Origin of the sequence: Croceitalea sp. MTPC5, assembly GCF_036985505.1 — a bacterium.
In the GTDB taxonomy this organism is placed as follows: Bacteria; Bacteroidota; Bacteroidia; order Flavobacteriales; family Flavobacteriaceae; genus Croceitalea.
In genome coordinates, this window is sequence record NZ_BTGQ01000002.1 from 415404 (window position 1) to 434036 (window position 18633).

An 18633-nucleotide genomic window follows, 5' to 3' on the forward strand; every position below is an offset into this window, starting at 1 on the left:
AGCAATTACACTATAAGATTTTAAAATGAAGACTTTCAGAAAGTGAATCTATTTGTTGTAATTTAAACACATGAATATGAATACCTATAGCAATACCATTTTACCATACATCCCCTTCTTTTATGTGATATGGTCTGACGATTTGTTATCTACTTCTGAGATAGAAGTAATAAAGACAGCTGTTCAAGAAGATGTATCATTGACCGATGCAGACAAGCAGAAGCTCAAAAGTTGGCTCGACCGAACAAAACCACCAACAAATGGGGAAATAAAGAATTGGCAAAAACTCATATCAAAGAGTAAGGCAACTTTGATTGAAAGTGAGGTTTACCCTTTGGAAGCTTTTTCACGTAAAGTCGCTAGTTATTACTGTGAATCATGTTCGGTGAACCGAAATCTGAGGGAGATAGAGCTGAATTTAGGCATACAACCCAACCACTACAATCACCTGTTCCATATTGAGGTAGTACAGCAAGATTATTCAAACCATTACGATGGTACCGAAATCGATATATTACTCAACAAAGAACATGTAACGGAATTGAGGGAGTTCCGCAATTTTCTCAAGAAACCTATTTTCAAATGGAACGTCTATCGTGACAAAGAGGAAGCCCGAAAACTGGTATTGAAACAAGTACAATTATTGGCCTCTGAAGGCTGGGGCGCTTTAGCCTATCCAGCTGCCTATGGAGGAAAGGATAATATTGAAAGCTATGCCTCCATTTTTGAGCACTTAGTCTTTGTTGATGGTAGTCTTGCCGTTAAATTTGGGGTACAGTTCGGACTCTTCGGGGGGAGTATTCAAAACCTGGGTAGCGAACGACATCATCAAAAATATTTAAAAGAAGCCGGCACCACTGAATTATTAGGCTGTTTTGCCATGACGGAAACGGGTCACGGAAGCAATGTGCGCGGTATAAAGACCACTGCTACTTATGTTCATAAGACCCAAAGCTTGGTCGTACATACCCCGGGTAAAAACGATAATAAAGAATACATTGGAAATGCCCTCCATTCTACTATGGCCTCTGTTTTTGCCCAACTCATCGTTGGTGGAAAAAATAAAGGTGTACATGCCATATTGGTTCCCTTACGAAATGAAAAACATGAAGTTTTACCGGGAATAACAATTGAAGATAATGGGTATAAACTCGGTTTGAACGGCGTCGACAACGGTAAGATTTGGTTCAATCAGGTAAAAGTGCCCGTAGCGAACCTTTTGGATAAGTATGGGCAAATTGATGAAAATGGTGATTATCAATCAAAGATCAAAAATCCGAACAAACGTTTTTTCACCATGCTAGGCACCCTTGTGGGCGGACGTATCTGTGTGGCCAAAGGAGCTTTGGCAGGGGCCAAAATGGCCTTGACCATAAGTGTTAAACATGCCCTTAAAAGAAGGCAGTTCAATGATTCCATCAAAGTTCAAGAAGATCTGTTGATGGACTATCCATCCCATCAATTGCGCTTGATCCCGAAAGTAGCCTCGACGTATGTGTATCATACGGCACTTCAAAAAGCAATGAACGTTTATGCGAGCAGTTCAGAGGACAAACGAAAAATAGAAACACAAGTGGCAGGCTTAAAAGCTATTATTACCTGGTTCGCAACCGAAACAATCCAAGAATGCAGGGAGGCCTGTGGCGGAAAAGGATACCTACTGGAAAATAGGATCGCAGACCTTAAAAATGACACGGATATTTTTACAACGTTTGAGGGTGACAACACGGTTTTATTGCAATTAGCCGCTAAAGGGGTACTTTCTGATTTTAAATCAGAATTGAATGCTGGCGGATTTCTCAGCGTTCTCAAATTACTTGGCGGGCGTTTTTCCGATAAGTTAACGACTATCAATCCGGCCTATTCCAATAAGGTCGACAAATCGCATTTGTACAATCCAAAGTTTCATTTGCACGCCTTGGATTTTAGGTTACGGCGATTGACGGATTCAGCGGCAATGCGTATTCGCGATTACATTAAAAAAGGCGTACCCAGTTATCAGGCATTTCTAAAGGTACAGACCCATTTATTAGCCTTGGGGAAAGCCTATAGCGAAGTTTTGGCCCTAAAATGGTATTATGAATTCGTTGCAACACAAAAAGAAGGGGATTACAAAAAATTGCTGTACCAACTTGGTGCCTTGCATGGTCTAAAAATCATACGACAAGATGCAACTTGGTATTTGGAACAAGGTTACATAGGAAGCACGAAATCAAAAGCGATACGACAACGTGTTGAGCGGTTGAGCACGGAACTCAGACCACATGTGAATTCTTTAGTTGATGGGTTCGGAATACCAGATAATTTAGTGACCGCCCCGATTGCAAACTAATTCTTCTTCTTAATCAATTGAGAGGTATCCAAGAAATCAAGTATCGTGATTTTAGGTTCCCCGTAGAGGTATGTTTTTGCATCACCACTTGATTGCAACTCAAACTCCATTGTAGCATATATCCTTGCCAATGGCGAACCCTCTATTTGCAAAGAGGCACTTTGGGTTTGCAGCTTTTCACCTCGAAACTTGGTATCATCAACTAGTTTCAAAATTAGTTTATCCGTCGTACCCTCTATATCCAAGGTTGCATTATTCGCTAGTTCTATATTCTTGGCACCACTAACACCGTACAACCTTGCATCTGCTTTATGCTTCATACTGACGTTTACGGAATCTACATCCAGATTAAAATTAGCGGTACTCGTGTCTTCTAAATTGATATTAGCTATAAATGCGTTCACCTCGACATCGAGCTTTGAAGGCCCAAAAACGTTGATAAAAAGTTCATCGCTATTAAGGATGTCCTCACTATCGATTTTACCGTCCCTCATGGTGATGGCCTTAAGTTCTCGAAAGTTCACCGTAATCCCTAATTTTTTCTTTGCCGTGATGTCATAAAAAGAAGAGATTACCAAGGTACTATCGACCACCTTAAATTTCAAAACGTCAATTAAGTTATCATCTGCAATAATCTCATATCCCTCACCAAACGATTTTTTCAGTACAATGCTCAAATTATCATTAAGCTCTACGGCATTGAAGGGGGGCAGCTCTTCACGTACCTCGGTCACTTCCCTATTTCCTTTTATCTTAGGTCTTCGTTGCGCTGTACTTACAAAAGAAACACACAGTAAGCTTAATAAGAATATTTTTTTCATTTCGTTACGATTTATTTTTCAATTCAAAAACTTGTTGCCGGTTCTAAAAAACAAAAAGCGAATTTCATACCAAATTAATCAAATAAAAAAGCCATCCGGTATTTGGATGGCTTTTTTATACGTATCTAAATGACACTATTAATGATGCATTTCTTCTTCTCCATCTTGTAATGGAATATGTTGAGGCACAAAATCTTGCCCTTCAATAATATACTCCCCATTCTCATAGGTTTTACTATAATCGTAAGCCCATCGGTGTACTTCAGGAATCTTACCTGGCCAATTGCCATGTATGTGCTCTTGAGGGGCTGTCCACTCCAATGTATTTGATTTCCAAGGATTTTGAGGTCCTTTTTCACCGTAGAAAATACTACTGATAAAATTATATACGAAAACCAGTTGCGCCAACCCAGCAATCAATGCAAAAACGGTCATCAATACCTGAACATTGGTCAATTCGTCAAACATAGGGAATGCCGTATTCTCATAATACCTTCTAGGCACCCCTGCCATACCGACGAAATGCATCGGAAAGAACACACCATAAGCACATACCGCAGTGACCCAGAAGTGGATATAACCCAGATTCTTGTTCATCATTCGGCCATAGAACATTTTGGGAAACCAGTGATAGACCCCCGCAAACAAACCATACAAAGCTGATATACCCATAACCAAATGGAAGTGCGCTACAACAAAGTACGTATCGTGTACATTGATATCAAGTGTACTATCACCTAAAATAATACCTGTCAAACCACCTGTAATAAAAGTAGAGACCAGACCTATGGAAAATAGCATTGCGGGATTGAGCTGTAAATTACCTTTCCACAACGTTGTGATATAATTAAACGCTTTTACGGCCGAAGGAATCGCGATTAATAAGGTCGTAAACGTAAACACGGAACCTAAGAACGGATTCATACCGGAAATAAACATATGGTGTCCCCAAACAATCGTCGATAGAAACGCAATTGCAAGTATGGAGGCAACCATGGCACGATAACCGAATATTGGTTTTCTGGCATTCGTAGACATTACCTCAGAGGTAATACCCAAGGCTGGTAGTAAGACAATATATACCTCAGGGTGCCCCAAGAACCAAAATAAGTGTTCGTAGAGTACGGGCGAACCACCTTGATAATGCAAGACCTCACCTTGAATAAAAATATCGGAAAGGAAGAATGAGGTCCCAAAACTTCTATCCATAATCAGCAATAACGCAGCGGATAAAAGAACAGGAAACGAAATGACACCAATGATAGCCGTTACGAAAAATGCCCAAATCGTTAGGGGAAGTCTAGTCATGGACATTCCCTTTGTTCTCAAATTCAATACGGTAACGATGTAGTTCAAGGAACCCAAAAGTGATGACGCAATAAATATCGCCATTGAGACCAACCATAGTGTCATGCCCATACCAGAACCTGGTTGGGCCATCGGTAAGGCACTTAATGGAGGATAAATCGTCCAACCCGCTGCTGCAGGCCCTGCTTCGACGAACAATGAGATTACCATGATGACCGTAGAAACAAAGAACAACCAAAACGACAACATATTCAAAAAACCGGATGCCATATCACGGGCACCTATTTGTAATGGAATCAAAAGATTACTGAACGTTCCACTTAGCCCTGCGGTTAGTACGAAAAATACCATAATGGTACCGTGCATCGTAATCAATGCCAGATATACATCTGCATCCATTACACCGTCTGGGGCCCATTTACCCAATAAAGCTTGAAAGACCGAGAAAGACTCCCCAGGCCATGCCAATTGCATTCTGAACATCAATGACATTGCAATACCGATAAAACCCATGACCAAAACACCTGTAATAAGATATTGCTTCGCAATCATCTTATGGTCTTGGCTAAAGATATATTTGGTGATGAATGTTTCCTTATGATGATGTCCATGATCATCGTGTGCGTGATCGTCAACGTGTGCTACTGCAGACATAATCGAATTTTTAAATTATTATTTCCTTTTTCTAGCTTAATTTACTCCTTATCAATCTCTTGCTGAGCCTCCTCAACCATCTCCTCTAGCTGTTCCTCTGGTTTTTCAGCCGTTCCCTCGGTTTCTTCCTCTAAAGCAACTTCAACGGGTGATTCTTTGGTATCTTCATCCTTCATTACCGTCTCGGCAAATGTACCTTGCTCCGCAATCCATTTATTGTATTCCTCTTCGGTCTCAACAATAATCTTCATTTGCATATTGTAGTGTGATCTACCACATATTTTATTACAAAGCAACACATAGTCAAATTCCCATGGGTCTGAGTTCGGGTCGCCGCTTGCAGCCTTTTCAGCACGAATTGCATTTGTTCGCTTCACCTTATCGACCACATCCGGTTTCAACCGCATCTCTTCGGTCGTAATGGTGGGTGTGAATGAAAACTGTGTGATCATACCTGGCACACAATTCATTTGGGCCCTAAAATGTGGCATATATGCTGAATGCAAGACATCTTGTGAGCGCATGTAAAAATTCACCTTTCGACCAACGGGCAAATGCAACTCTTTTACGATTACGTCGTCACCGGCGTTAGGGTCTGACTCGTCTAAACCCAAAACATTGGCCCTATCGATATCAATAAGACGAACGCTGGCGTCACCAAGAACATTATCTTGACCCCCATATCTTGCCGTCCAATTAAATTGTTGGGCGTAAAGCTCTACAATCAATGGATCATCGTCTTCATTCACGTCCATAATGTTTGTCCAAGAATACAATCCCCAGATAATCAAACCCGCCAATACGATTACCGGAATGATAGTCCAAATGAACTCTAACCTATCGTTATCGGCATAGAACAACGCTTTTTTTCCTTCTTCACCTCGATATTTATACCCAAAATAGTGCAACAATGCCTGTGTGATGGTCTGCACGAAAAAGATAATGGCAAATGATACCCACATCAAAGTGTCGTATTCGCCACCATGGGCCGATGCGGCTTCTGGCAACAATACCTTGGTATATTTGGCAAAACTAAAGATAGTAATACCATAAATAAAAATCAAGAAACCAAATAATAGGTAACCATTGTTCTTATTATCGGTATCGTTTGCAATTTGTGCATTCGTTGTAGTCGCCCCTAGCTGTGACAATTCAAATATCTTGGTCATTTGCCAGATTGCAATTGCCACTAAAACTAGAACTGTTAATATTAATAATGTCGTCATTCTCTAACTGATTTCGCTTACAATTTTAGTAATGAAAATGTTTACTTTCCTCAATAAATGGATTTCGTTTCGGAGTCAGGTCCTCTTTGGTCAAGGCGTTGAATACCCAGAAAATAAATAGACCTGCAAAAAATAGGATTCCCCCGATTTCAGGAACTCCAAGATACCACTGATCTCCTACGGTAGCCGGCATAACCATATTGAACACATCCATATAGTGGCCAAAAAGGATTATAATACCCGCCATCACGACAAACCAGTTGACACGTTTAAAATCACTGTTCATCAATACCAATAACGGAAATATAAAGTTCAACACCAGCATACCGAAAAATGGTATTTTGTAGTCTTCTATTCGTGTAACGAAGTAAGTAACCTCCTCCGGAATATTGGCATACCAAATCAACATAAATTGACTGAACCATAGGTAGGTCCAAAAAATACTTATCCCGAACATAAACTTGGCCAAATCATGGATATGACTGTTATTTACCTCTGGCAAAAGACCTTTTGATTTTAGGTAGATCGTTACCAAGGCGATAACCGTAATACCCGAAACAAACATACTGGCAAAGACATACCAACCGAATAAGGTACTGAACCAATGCGGATCCAAACTCATTATCCAATCCCAAGACATCATTGATTCCGATATCAGGTAAAAGACCAAGAACGCCGCAGATATCCTGAAGTTCAATTTGAATTTGGAATTATCATCTGATTTGTCTTGCTCTAGGGAAAGCTTTCTAGAATATTGGCGATAAGCAATCCACCCCCCTAAAAAGATAGCGGCCCTAATCAAGAAAAAAGTAGGGTTTAAATACCCTTGTTTTCCCTGCAATAATTCGTCGTGCGCCACCACTTCGGCATCCATCCATGTAAACATATGGTTCATATGTAATACCGACAGTACCAAGATTACGAATACGATAATCCCCCCTGGAACAATATAAGAGGTAATACCCTCCATAACCCTGAACAGTAGTGGTGACCAACCTGCTTGCGCCGCCCGTTGTATGGCATAAAATGCCAACACCCCGAGGGATATCATAAAAAAGAAGAAAGCAGCTACATATAATGCCGACCATGGCCTATTCTGTAATTGGTGTAATACATGCTCGTCATGACTTGCAGAATGACCAGCAGCTTCATCACCGTGCGTATCGGCACCCGAATGGGAATCACCATGACCCACTTCAGCACCATGACCACCCCCGTGGCCATCATCATGTGAAGCAACTATTGCCTTTGCTTCCTCAACGGTACTTGGAGCACTTAAAAACCCTGTTATCAAGCAAATAGCCCCAACGGCCATTAAGATATAAGAAGTAATTTTTAATCTATTTGAAAACGTGTACATACTTTCTGTTTTCTATTTTGTTAGGTCTGACTTTAATTTCATGACGTATTCAGCTACTTGCCAGAGCTCTTTTTCGCTACTCATCTGCGCCGCGTAAGAACCCATTGAATTTAGACCGTAATACATGGTATGGTACGTGCTCCCTACGGTGATATTACGTGCTGCATCATCATAGCTAGGTACTCCCAATATTTTTTCACGTTTGACCAATACTCCTTGTCCAGCACCTCTCGGCCCATGGCATACCATACAATAGACAGCGTAAAGTTCGGCACCCTTGACCAAGTTTTCATCCCGACCCAATGAATCTAAAGGACTTGGTTGCAATCTTGCCAATTCTTTGCCTTCGGGGGTGTTCTCGAATTCGTAAGGCATCCATTCCCTAGAAATCGTATTTTCTGCCGGCAACATCGCTTCCGTGCCCTGAGGAAAAAGACCGTTGTCTACACCACCGTAGGTTTCATAACCTACAGGTTCATACATATTTGGCATGTACTGATAATTGGGTTGGCTTTTATCAAAACAAGAGGTTGCACTTGCCAATAACACAATACCAAAAACTATTTTTACGAAGTGCTTCATGCTATTCATCCTTTTCTGTAACTTTTACTTCAATTGCACCTGTATCCAACAATAGGTTTTTCAGGTCATCCTCATTATCGTGTATGCCAATTTCCATAAGAAATAAGTCATCGGTCGTTCTTTTATCTGGATTTTCGGCTTTCTTGAATGGCCACATCCTACTTCTCAAATAAAATGTGATTACCATTAAGTGGGCGGCGAAAAATACCGTAAGCTCGAACATTATCGGTACAAATGCAGGCATGTTCTCTAAATAACTGAAGCTCGGCTTACCACCAATATCTTGGGGCCAATCTTCTATCATGATGTAGTTCATCATCACAATTGCCACTGTAAGCCCTAAGCAACCATACATGAAAGAGGTGATTGCGATTCGGGTATCTTCCAACCCCATTGCCTTATCAAGCCCATGTACCGGAAAAGGGGTGTACACTTCTTCGATGTGATGATGTGCGGCACGTACTTTTTTTACGGCATGCATTAATATATCATCATCGTTGTAAACCGCGTGTATAACTTTTGATGCCATTACTGTTTTTTATCGTTTAACAATTTAGCCTGGCCTGCCCAATCATCACGTTGTGCGCGACCTGGAAACTTTCCTGTAATCGAATCCAACAAATCGTATTCCCTTGAAGTCATTCGACCTACCTGCGCAAACGTGTATATACCAATCTCATTGAGTACCCGCTCCATTTCTGGACCAACCCCTTTTATCTTTTTCAAATCATCGGCTGTTTCCTTGGTCGGGTCAAATGTACCTATGGAACCAAGAAGTTCATTAACGCCCACTTTATCGCCTACGGTAGGTACGACCTCACCCATGAGTACATCATCGGTAATGGTTTCCTTAATAACTTCATTGCCCCGAGAAGGCATTTGATATAAAGGTTTGCCGGCATCCCTTAACTTTTTATAACGTTCCCCTGAAGATTTTAAAATGGATTTCACCTCTGCCTGGGCAATCACCGGGAATGTTCTGGAATACAATAAGAACAAGACAAAGAAAAATCCTATGGTACCTATGAATATGCCAATATCAACAAAAGTCGGTGAGAACATCGTCCAAGAAGAAGGCAGGTAATCCCTGTGCAATGAGGTAACGATGATCACAAAACGTTCAAACCACATACCGATATTCACTACGATCGATATAAAGAAAGAGAACATAATACTGGTTCGCAGTTTTTTAAACCACATAAACTGGGGCGAAAACACATTACAGGTCATCATGGCCCAGTATGCCCACCAGTAAGGGCCCGTGGCTCGATTCAAAAATGCATACTGTTCATATTCAACACCCGAATACCATGCTACGAACAACTCGGTGATATACGCACAACCTACAATGGAGCCCGTAATCATTATAACGATGTTCATCAATTCAATGTGCTGTACCGTGATATAATCTTCAAGACTACATACCTTACGCATAATGATAAGCAAGGTGTTCACCATGGCAAAACCAGAGAAAATAGCACCCGCCACAAAGTATGGTGGAAAAATCGTGGTATGCCAGCCCGGAATCACCGAAGTAGCAAAGTCAAAAGATACGATTGTGTGTACCGAAAGTACCAAAGGTGTGGCGAGACCGGCCAAGACCAATGACACTTCCTCAAAACGTTGCCAATCTTTTGCACGACCTGTCCAACCAAAGCTTAACAAGCTGTAAATCTTCTTTTGAAATGGCTTGACCGCACGATCGCGAATCATTGCAAAATCAGGTAAAAGACCTGTCCACCAGAATACCAAGGAGACTGATAAATAAGTGGATATCGCGAATACATCCCACAATAATGGGGAATTAAAGTTCACCCATAAAGATCCGAATTGGTTCGGAATAGGCAATACCCAATAGGCCAACCATGGTCGCCCCATGTGGATGATGGGAAAGAGTCCGGCCTGAATTACCGAAAAGATGGTCATCGCCTCTGCAGAACGGTTGATGGCCATTCTCCATTTCTGACGGAACAGCAGCAGAACCGCAGAAATCAAAGTTCCTGCGTGACCGATACCTACCCACCATACAAAGTTGGTAATATCCCAAGCCCAGTTAACGGTCTTGTTCAATCCCCAAACCCCGATACCCGTGGATACGGTATAAATAATACAACCTAAACCCCATAGAAATGCCACCAATGCGATGGAAAATACTATCCACCACTGTTTATTGGCTTTTCCTTCAACCGGACGTGCGATATCAACTGATACATCGTGATAGCCTTTATCGCCAAGTACTAGGGGTTTTCGAATAGGTGCTTCGTAATGCGACGCCATAATCTATATGCTATTTCTTGCTTGTTCTTTGGTTATGCTTTGTTGGTGTTTCTAACTTTCACATGATAGAAGACATTGGGTTTCGTGCCCACATGTTCCAACAAGTGATACATTCTATCATCATCTTTCAACTCAGCTACTTTACTTTCTTTATCATTAATATCCCCAAAGACAATCGCCCCACTGCTACAAGCCGCAGAACATGCCGTTTGGAATTCACCATCTTTTATAGGCCTACCTTCACGTTTCGCATCTAAAATGGTCTTTTGGGTCATTTGAATACACATGGAACATTTCTCCATAACCCCACGTGAACGTACATTGACATCAGGGTTCACCACCATCTTGCCCAGATCATTGTTCATGTGGTAGTCAAATTCATCATTGTTACTGTACAAGAACCAATTGAACCTACGTACTTTATAAGGGCAGTTATTCGCACAATATCGTGTACCAACACATCTATTGTATGCCATATGGTTTTGACCTTGACGACTATGGGCAGTGGCAGCAACAGGACAAACCGTCTCACAAGGAGCATGGTTACAATGTTGGCACATCACTGGTTGAAAGGCAACTTGCGGATTTTCCGAAGGATTTTCCATCTCACCAAAACCACCAAGTGACCCATTTTCACCCCATAGACCATCGAGATTGTCTTTTCGTTCATTATCGCCTTCAAAAGTTTCCTCAGAAGAATAATACCTATCAATACGCAGCCAGTGCATATCCCTTGAGCGTCGAATTTCTTGTTTACCTACAACTGGTACGTTGTTCTCGGCATGACAGGCAATTACACAGGCCCCACACCCCGTACAGGCATTTAAATCAATCGAAAGGTTAAAATGATGCCCGATTGAACGGTCGAATTCTGCCCAAAGGTCTACTGAGGTCGCAGGGACTTCTTGATGATCCAAAGAGACCTGAGGAACATGGTTCCATTCACTATGGTCTCTTGTATTGAAAATCTCTAAGGTCGTTTCTTTAATGATATCGCCACGCCCCATAAGGGTATTATGCAATTGCACACAGGCAAACTCGTGCATTCCATCAGCCTTGGCAATGGAAGCGGATTGCACATTGTTGAAATCTTTATAAAGCATAAAGGCATTGACACCCGTCTGCATCTCTTCTTTCATTCCGGCTTTTTTACCGTATCCAAAAGACAGACCAAGGGTACCCTTTGCCTGACCCGGTTGAATGATTACGGGCACCTTCTCCAGAACAACACCGGCTACGGTCAAGTTGGCATAGCTACCATCTAGACCACCATTGGCCACATTCTCATTGACAAGGCCCATTTCCATGGCATCCGCCTTTGAAACGGTCACGTAGTTATCCCATGATACCCTAGAAATTGGATCCGGAAATTCTTGCAACCATGGATTGCCTGCCTGTTTTCCATCACCCATCCCCACTTTCGAATAAAGCATCAATTCCATACCCTCACTGGTAGCATTCGCCAAAGAACGTATCGCAGTGGCAAGGGATATCTCATTTTGGGAATTTAAATCGTCTATTTCCTCTTCTGATGCGGTATTCAAAACAACCGCCTCCCCTTCATTTACAGATGGGGCTGACATGGCGAATGTACCATCTTGTAATGCTTTGCCCCAACTGGACCCATTAAGGATAGTACTTGTCCAATTTTCTTTCACGAACTCGTAATACGTTTGATCGCTGCCCATCCAGGTCAACAGACAAGATTGAAACTGTCTGGTATCGAACAACTCACGTATGGTAGGTTGCATTAGACTAAAGTGCCCCTTCTTCATTTCGAGGTCTCCCCAAGACTCTAAATAGTGGGAGCCCGCTGCAACATATTTCACGGCTTGGGCGGTCTCATCATTGTTGAAAGCACAATTGACCGTTAAGCCTACTTTTTCAAGACCTTCATTGAATTCCGCTGAATTAGGCAATGAATATAACGGGTTTACACCGTCAATTATCAAAGCACCCACGCGACCGGCATTCATATCAGCTACTAGTTTGTTCAATTTTGCGGTATTCCCCTGTCTTATGTATTTAGGTTGCTCAGCATCAAAAGCTTCGCTTTGCAATAGTTTATTTATGGCCAACACCACGGTTTGCGCATCTACGTCGTTCAATCCGCAGACTACGACCGCTTTAGAACCTGCCTGTTTTATTTCGTTGGCCAACTGTCCAACAACACCATCGACCGAAGAATCACCGCCACCGACCGTGCTACCGTTAAGTTTACCATAAAGCTTTGCCAAAGCCATTCTTAGCTGCGATGGCTTCATAGGCACACGCCTATCGGCATTGGCACCCGTCAAAGACATATTGGATTCTAAATGGATATGACGCGACATCTTCCCATTCTTAGGCACACGCCCTGATGCATACCCGGTATCATACCCCCCTCCTTGCCAATCGGCTAAAAAGTCTGCGGCAAAAGAGATGATCAATTCTGATTTAGAGAAGTCGTAGTCGGCAAGTGCCCTTTCGCCATAAGCAGCCTCATAGGCACTTAAAGCAGCATCTTCAGAAATGGCATCGTAAACGACATGGTTCACATTGGCATATACAGTGGAAAACTCCTCAATTAGTTTAGCAGTTGATGGACTGGCGTAAGACTGTGTCAACAAGGCAATTTGCTTACCGGAATTACTTGCCGCCCTTAGACCCCCTTTTACCCTATTATCGAAATCATCCCATGACATGGGGCTCCCCTCAAAAGATGGCCCTTGAACACGGGTACTGTCATATAAGGAAAGTACAGAGGCATTGACACGCGCATTTGCACCACCATTCACCTTTGCCCTATCGTTGTTTTCAATTTTTATCGGACGGCCCTCACGGGTCTTCACCAAAATACTGGCAAAATCAAAGCCATCGGCAATGGATGTCGCGTAGTAGTTCGCGACTCCAGGAACGATACTTTCTGGCTGGATAACATAAGGTATTGATTTCTTGACCGGACCCTCGCAAGCGGCCAAAGAGGCAGCTGCCGTGCTAAAACCGACATATTTAAGAAAATCCCTTCTATTGGTGGATGAAGCGGACAAGCTTTCTTTGTCACCCAAGAATTCATCAACAGGAATCTGCTCCGTGAATTCGTTCTGCCTTAGCGTCTCAACAATGGAATCGTTCGGATTCAACTCCGCTTCACTCTTCCAGTATTTTTTGTTTGATGCCATACTTCTTATTGAAATAACTTCTTATTTAATTAATAGTGGCACTTACCACATTCCAATCCACCCATCTGGGCTGCCGTCAATTTCTCAACACCGTATTTCTTCGACAATTCTGTATGAATTTTTTCGTAGTACGAATTATCAGCGACCTGAACCTCTGTTTCTCGGTGACAATTGATACACCAGCCCATAGTCAATGGGGAATATTGGTACATGATCTCCATTTCCTCAACGGGACCGTGACAGGTCTGACATTCAATTTTTCCGACGGAAACGTGCTGCGAATGATTGAAATAGGCGAAATCAGGAAGATTATGGATTCTAACCCATTCCACTGGCTGCGATTCGCCAGTATACTTTTGATTTTCCTCATCCCAACCTACGGCCTTATATAATTTCTTAATCTCTTTGGTGTAGAATTCATTGGTGTACCCGTTTGCCAAATCTTCGGCACTTGGCCCTTCAGGATTGCCCGTGTATTCATAAATCGACTTGTGACAATTCATACAAACGTTCAACGAGGGAATACCCGAATGCTTCGAGACCCTTGCGGAAGAGTGGCAATACTTACATTCTATTTTGTTGTCACCCGCATGTATCTTGTGCGAGTAGTGAATAGGTTGGATGGGGGCATAACCCTGATCCACCCCGATTTGCGACATCCAGGCATAGGCAAAATAAGCACTACCCAAAAGCAATACGACCACCGAACAGAAAACCAAAAATTGATTTTGCACGAAAGCCTTCCAAATGGGCGTTCTTTTCTCCGCATCCGCCTTAACAATTTCAACTCCGTTGGCCTCTGCAATCTTTCTCAACGTATTGTTGACCAAGAAAAGCATAACGACCAATAGCCCGAACACCAAGGCCAAGGCGCCAAGCACTATTTCATTGGAAATACCACTACCCGAACCACTCACAGGAGTACCACCTGCAACATCAGGCCCCGCAGTTGGAGGTGCTGGCGGTGGAGCGGCGGTGTAAGCCAATATATTATCGATGTCAGCATTCGAAAGGGTAGGGAAAGCGGTCATCGCCGCTTGATTGTACTCGTTATAGATTTTGTTGGCGTAGGCGTCACCGGAAGCAATCATTCCGGCACTATTCTTGATCCAAGCATACAACCATTCCTTACCAAGACCCTCATCCTCATATAAACGCTGCTCGACATTGGCCAATGCCGGACCGGTCATTTTTCTATTCAACGCATGACAAGCAGCACAATTCTGATTGAATAATTGCTTACCTGCAGCGACATCACCCGCCGGGGCAGCCGTTTCTTCTGCCGCCGCCTCTTCTTGCGCATGTATTGTAACTGAAACTAATTGGAAAAGTAATAGTAAACTAAGACCAAAAACTTTTGAAAACTGCACTCGGTTTAAAACCTGTTTCATTTGATACTTGTTATTTCTTTTGGAGCCAAAAATGATATTTGTCCTTGTTTTGAATTCCTGTTAACGGAAATAATACAAACTCACCTTAACGCCTTTGCTATCAGAATTTTGGCACGATATTTACTATATTTATGAACAAATACAGGCTTTCACCGTCCCATAAATTGCTGACAAAAATACGACACAGCGGTGTTTTTTTAAATGTTAATGGATTTATAATATATAATTTATAACAATTCTAAATAACATATTTTGATTTTGTTTAAGCCTTAAAAATTTACTTTTGTCACACATTGTAACATCCAAAAAAGATGATTATCAAAAGAAGTATTACAGCCATTGCGTCTACCCTACTTTTCGCTGGTTTGATATCGGCCCAAGAGGGAACGATCAACCTTGAACAAGATCCGAGAATCGCACAATTGGTCGAAGTATACAAATCCGTCAATTCTAAAGTCGATTATTATCAGATTCAAGTGGGTTTTAAAACGAAGGATAGTGACGCACAAAGATTACTTAATCAGGTAGAAGTCGAATTTCCTGGGTGGTTTTCAGAGATACGTTTTCAAGAGCCGACCTATCGCGTACGATTGGGAAAATTCAGGGACCCCTTGGAAGCGGAAAGAAAGTACATAGAAGTTCGGAAAAAATACCCGAATGCGATGCTGCTCAAACCGGAGCAAAGCACAAAGTAACAAGAAATACGTAAAACTAAAAAAACCCGCAAAAGCGGGTTTTTTTAATCTTTATTTCAACGTTTTCTTCACGGCGACCTCTTGGAAGGCCTCAACAACATCACCTACCCTGATATCGTTATAATTTTTGACCTGCAATCCGCAGTCATACCCTTTCGAAACTTCTTTGACATCATCTTTAAAACGTTTTAATGAAGCGAGTTCACCAGTAAAGATGACCACCCCATCACGTATTAACCTGATTTGCGAGTTTCTGAAAATCTTTCCGGTCGTCACCATACAACCTGCAATGGTTCCAATCTTCGAAATTTTAAAGGTTTCCCGAATTTCTGCAGTACCCGTAATCTCTTCTTTCATTTCTGGGGACAACATACCTTCCATCGCATCTTTCAAGTCATTGATGGCATCATAGATAATGGAATACATCCTGATATCAATTTCCTCCTTATCCGCGATATCACGGGCATTACCCATTGGCCTAACATTAAAGCCGATAATAATGGCATCTGAAGCGCTGGCCAACAACACATCAGACTCCGTAATGGCACCCACACCTTTATGGATGATATTCACTTGGATCTCGTCTGTGGACAATTTCTGGAAAGAGTCCGTCAGGGCCTCTACCGAACCATCGACATCACCTTTCAATATGATGTTCAATTCTTGGAAATCACCAAGGGCGATACGCCTTCCAATCTCATCCAACGTAATATGGCGCTGCGTACGAACGGATTGTTCCCGTTGCAACTGCGAACGTTTTGCGGCTATCTGCTTGGCTTCTTTCTCATCGTCCAACACATTGAATTTATCCCCTGCTTGTGGCGCACCATCGAGACCTAGAATCGAAATCGGCGTCGCAGGACCTGCCTTTTTAATATTCTTGCCCCGCTCATCTTGCATGGCCTTCACTTTACCGCTACAGGTACCTGCAAGAACGTAGTCCCCGATTTTAAGGGTACCGGCCTGTACCAATATCGTACTTACATAACCACGTCCTTTGTCTAAAAATGCTTCGACTACGGTTCCATTGGCCAATTTATCAGGATTGGCCTTTAACTCTAGCAATTCAGCTTCGAGCAATACTTTTTCCAATAGGTCTTTTACACCCTGTCCGGTTTTGGCCGAAATATCATGTGACTGAATCTTACCGCCCCAATCTTCGACCAATAGGTTCATTTGCGCCAAGCCTTCCTTAATTTTATCAGGATTTGCCGTTGGCCTATCTATTTTGTTGATCGCAAAAACCAAAGGCACCCCAGCGGCCTGGGCATGGCTTATCGCCTCTTTGGTCTGTGGCATAATATCATCATCGGCGGCAATTACGATAATCGCAATATCGGTTACCTGCGCACCACGTGCCCTCATCGCCGTAAATGCCTCGTGACCCGGTGTATCTAAAAAGGTGATTTTCTGACCACTTTCCAAGGTTACCCCATAGGCCCCTATATGCTGTGTTATACCACCGCTTTCACCTGCGATAACGTTTTCTTCCCTAATGTAATCAAGTAATGAGGTCTTACCATGGTCAACATGCCCCATAACCGTAACGATCGGTGCCCTCGATTTCAAATCTTCAGGACTATCTTCATCTACCTCTATTGCTTCTTCAATATCCGCCGTCACAAATTCAACCTCGTAACCAAATTCATCGGCAACAATGGAAAGGGTTTCGGCATCCAACCGTTGGTTCATGGTAACCATCATACCCAAAGACATACATGCAGAGATAATTTGGGTGGTAGAGACATCCATCATGGTAGCGACCTCGTTTACCGTAACGAATTCGGTAACTTTAAGCAATTTGCTTTCCAGTTCTTGTTGCTCTAGATCTTTTTCGGTCTGTTGACGGTGCTGATCCCTTTTCTCCCTTCTATATTTCGCGCCTTTACCTTTGTTGGACTTCCCTTGAAGTTTCTCTAAGGTTTCCCTGACCTGTTTTTGTACTTCTTCTTCGGTAGGCTCTACCTTTGGGGTATTGGGGCGTTGCCCTCCCCTTCGGTTACCGACCTGACCTCTTCCCCTTGGTCCGTTTGCACCTGGTTTACCACCTGTATTGCTTACGATCCTTCGTCGTCGTTTTTTACGATCTGTAGCGGAGCCCGCAGCATCTTTTTTAGCTTCTTCCTTTTTCTTCTTGGGTTTATCGAACTTGCTCAAGTCGATTTTATCACCGGTAATTTTCGGACCGCTAAGTTTTTGGTACTTGGTCGTTATGGCCTCTGGTTCTGATGGTGCTTCTTCCACAGCTTTAACAGGCTGGGTTTTGGCAATAGGCTCTTTTTTGGCCTCCTCATCTTTCTTACTGACCTCTTTTACTACTTCTGGGGCAACTTCCTTTGAAGCTTCAGGTTGTACCTCTGGCGTTTTTTCAGTGGCTGCTGTTTCTTTGGCAGCCTCCTCTTTAACGACTTCGTTCTCTTTGGCTACTGGGGCCTTTTTGTCCAAATCAATCTTACCGACGGTTTTTGGTCCAGAAAGCTCCACTTTTCCTTTGATAACCTCTGTGGCGGCTTGTCTTTTCTCCCTAGCCAATCGTCGCTCTTCTTGCTCGCGCTCCATTTGAAGCCTAAGCTCTTCCTTTTCTTTTAGTTTTTCTTCTGCGACCTCCTTTGATGCAACCTTTTTACTTTTATCTGTTTGAAATTCATCCAACAGCACTTGATATACCTCATCAGATATTTTGGTGGTAGGCCTAGCCTCGATGTCATGCCCTTGTGACACCAGATGGTCTACCGCCCTATCTAGCGAGATATTCAATTCTCTTAGAACTTTGTTTAATCGTATTGTTGGGTTTCCTGCCATAAAAACTTTGCTATCCCTTTAAAT

12 protein-coding genes are annotated in these 18633 nt (G+C 42.5%); 2 read left to right on the forward strand and 10 right to left on the reverse strand.

Annotation, left to right across the window (positions count from 1 at the left end):
- The first annotated feature begins 76 nt into the window (after positions 1–76).
- Positions 77–2332: an acyl-CoA dehydrogenase family protein gene (locus tag AACM45_RS07020; RefSeq protein WP_339141660.1), complete on the forward strand. Its 2256-nt coding sequence runs from the start codon at positions 77–79 to the stop codon at positions 2330–2332.
- Here AACM45_RS07020 and AACM45_RS07025 read toward each other — a convergent pair.
- From AACM45_RS07025 to AACM45_RS07065, 9 genes are all read right to left on the reverse strand, one after another.
- Positions 2329–3153, reverse strand: coding sequence for a GIN domain-containing protein (locus AACM45_RS07025; protein ID WP_339141662.1), 825 nt, complete (start codon positions 3151–3153; stop codon positions 2329–2331). The two genes, AACM45_RS07020 and AACM45_RS07025, sit on opposite strands and share 4 nt — an antisense overlap.
- Before the next feature lie 138 nt (positions 3154–3291).
- Positions 3292–5115: a cytochrome c oxidase subunit I gene (locus AACM45_RS07030; RefSeq protein ID WP_339141663.1), complete on the reverse strand. Its 1824-nt coding sequence runs from the start codon at positions 5113–5115 to the stop codon at positions 3292–3294.
- 41 nt (positions 5116–5156) lie between these two features.
- On the reverse strand, positions 5157–6341 hold the full coding sequence (locus AACM45_RS07035; RefSeq protein WP_339141665.1) for a cytochrome c oxidase subunit II: 1185 nt from the start codon (positions 6339–6341) through the stop codon (positions 5157–5159).
- A 25-nt stretch (positions 6342–6366) separates the two neighbouring features.
- Positions 6367–7701 (reverse strand): quinol:cytochrome C oxidoreductase, encoded by a 1335-nt coding sequence (locus AACM45_RS07040; RefSeq protein WP_339141667.1) that lies wholly within the window; start codon positions 7699–7701, stop codon positions 6367–6369.
- Between the two features lie 12 nt (positions 7702–7713).
- Positions 7714–8283 carry a c-type cytochrome gene (locus AACM45_RS07045; protein WP_339141668.1) on the reverse strand — a complete coding sequence of 190 codons (570 nt, stop codon included), beginning with the start codon at positions 8281–8283 and terminating at the stop codon, positions 7714–7716.
- Position 8284: 1 nt separating this feature from the next.
- Positions 8285–8812 (reverse strand): DUF3341 domain-containing protein, encoded by a 528-nt coding sequence (locus tag AACM45_RS07050; protein ID WP_339141669.1) that lies wholly within the window; start codon positions 8810–8812, stop codon positions 8285–8287.
- A complete protein-coding gene (gene nrfD / locus AACM45_RS07055) occupies positions 8812–10560 on the reverse strand; it encodes an NrfD/PsrC family molybdoenzyme membrane anchor subunit (RefSeq protein ID WP_339141670.1) in 1749 nt (582 codons plus the stop codon). Before nrfD ends, AACM45_RS07050 begins: the two co-directional genes overlap by 1 nt.
- Positions 10561–10592: 32 nt before the next feature.
- On the reverse strand, positions 10593–13721 hold the full coding sequence (locus tag AACM45_RS07060; protein ID WP_339141671.1) for a TAT-variant-translocated molybdopterin oxidoreductase: 3129 nt from the start codon (positions 13719–13721) through the stop codon (positions 10593–10595).
- A 29-nt stretch (positions 13722–13750) separates the two neighbouring features.
- On the reverse strand, positions 13751–15112 hold the full coding sequence (locus AACM45_RS07065) for a c-type cytochrome (RefSeq protein ID WP_339141672.1): 1362 nt from the start codon (positions 15110–15112) through the stop codon (positions 13751–13753).
- A gap of 311 nt (positions 15113–15423) precedes the next feature.
- Here AACM45_RS07065 and AACM45_RS07070 point away from each other — a divergent pair, with 311 nt between their 5' ends.
- Complete coding sequence (locus AACM45_RS07070; RefSeq protein WP_339141673.1) at positions 15424–15807, forward strand: SPOR domain-containing protein; 384 nt, start codon at positions 15424–15426, stop codon at positions 15805–15807.
- A 51-nt stretch (positions 15808–15858) separates the two neighbouring features.
- Here AACM45_RS07070 and infB read toward each other — a convergent pair whose 3' ends face one another.
- Positions 15859–18609, reverse strand: a complete 2751-nt coding sequence (gene infB, locus AACM45_RS07075; protein WP_339141674.1) for a translation initiation factor IF-2 — start codon at positions 18607–18609, stop codon at positions 15859–15861.
- Positions 18610–18633 lie beyond the last annotated feature (24 nt).

What these genes read in the sequence shown, in the direction of transcription:
- AACM45_RS07020 (WP_339141660.1), top strand. Translation starts at nt 77, where the DNA reads ATGAATACCTATAGCAATACCATTTTACCATACATCCCCTTCTTTTAT.
- AACM45_RS07025 (WP_339141662.1), bottom strand. Translation starts at nt 3,153, where the DNA reads ATGAAAAAAATATTCTTATTAAGCTTACTGTGTGTTTCTTTTGTAAGT.
- AACM45_RS07030 (WP_339141663.1), bottom strand. Translation starts at nt 5,115, where the DNA reads ATGTCTGCAGTAGCACACGTTGACGATCACGCACACGATGATCATGGA.
- AACM45_RS07035 (WP_339141665.1), bottom strand. Translation starts at nt 6,341, where the DNA reads ATGACGACATTATTAATATTAACAGTTCTAGTTTTAGTGGCAATTGCA.
- AACM45_RS07040 (WP_339141667.1), bottom strand. Translation starts at nt 7,701, where the DNA reads ATGTACACGTTTTCAAATAGATTAAAAATTACTTCTTATATCTTAATG.
- AACM45_RS07045 (WP_339141668.1), bottom strand. Translation starts at nt 8,283, where the DNA reads ATGAAGCACTTCGTAAAAATAGTTTTTGGTATTGTGTTATTGGCAAGT.
- AACM45_RS07050 (WP_339141669.1), bottom strand. Translation starts at nt 8,812, where the DNA reads ATGGCATCAAAAGTTATACACGCGGTTTACAACGATGATGATATATTA.
- nrfD (WP_339141670.1), bottom strand. Translation starts at nt 10,560, where the DNA reads ATGGCGTCGCATTACGAAGCACCTATTCGAAAACCCCTAGTACTTGGC.
- AACM45_RS07060 (WP_339141671.1), bottom strand. Translation starts at nt 13,721, where the DNA reads ATGGCATCAAACAAAAAATACTGGAAGAGTGAAGCGGAGTTGAATCCG.
- AACM45_RS07065 (WP_339141672.1), bottom strand. Translation starts at nt 15,112, where the DNA reads ATGAAACAGGTTTTAAACCGAGTGCAGTTTTCAAAAGTTTTTGGTCTT.
- AACM45_RS07070 (WP_339141673.1), top strand. Translation starts at nt 15,424, where the DNA reads ATGATTATCAAAAGAAGTATTACAGCCATTGCGTCTACCCTACTTTTC.
- infB (WP_339141674.1), bottom strand. Translation starts at nt 18,609, where the DNA reads ATGGCAGGAAACCCAACAATACGATTAAACAAAGTTCTAAGAGAATTG.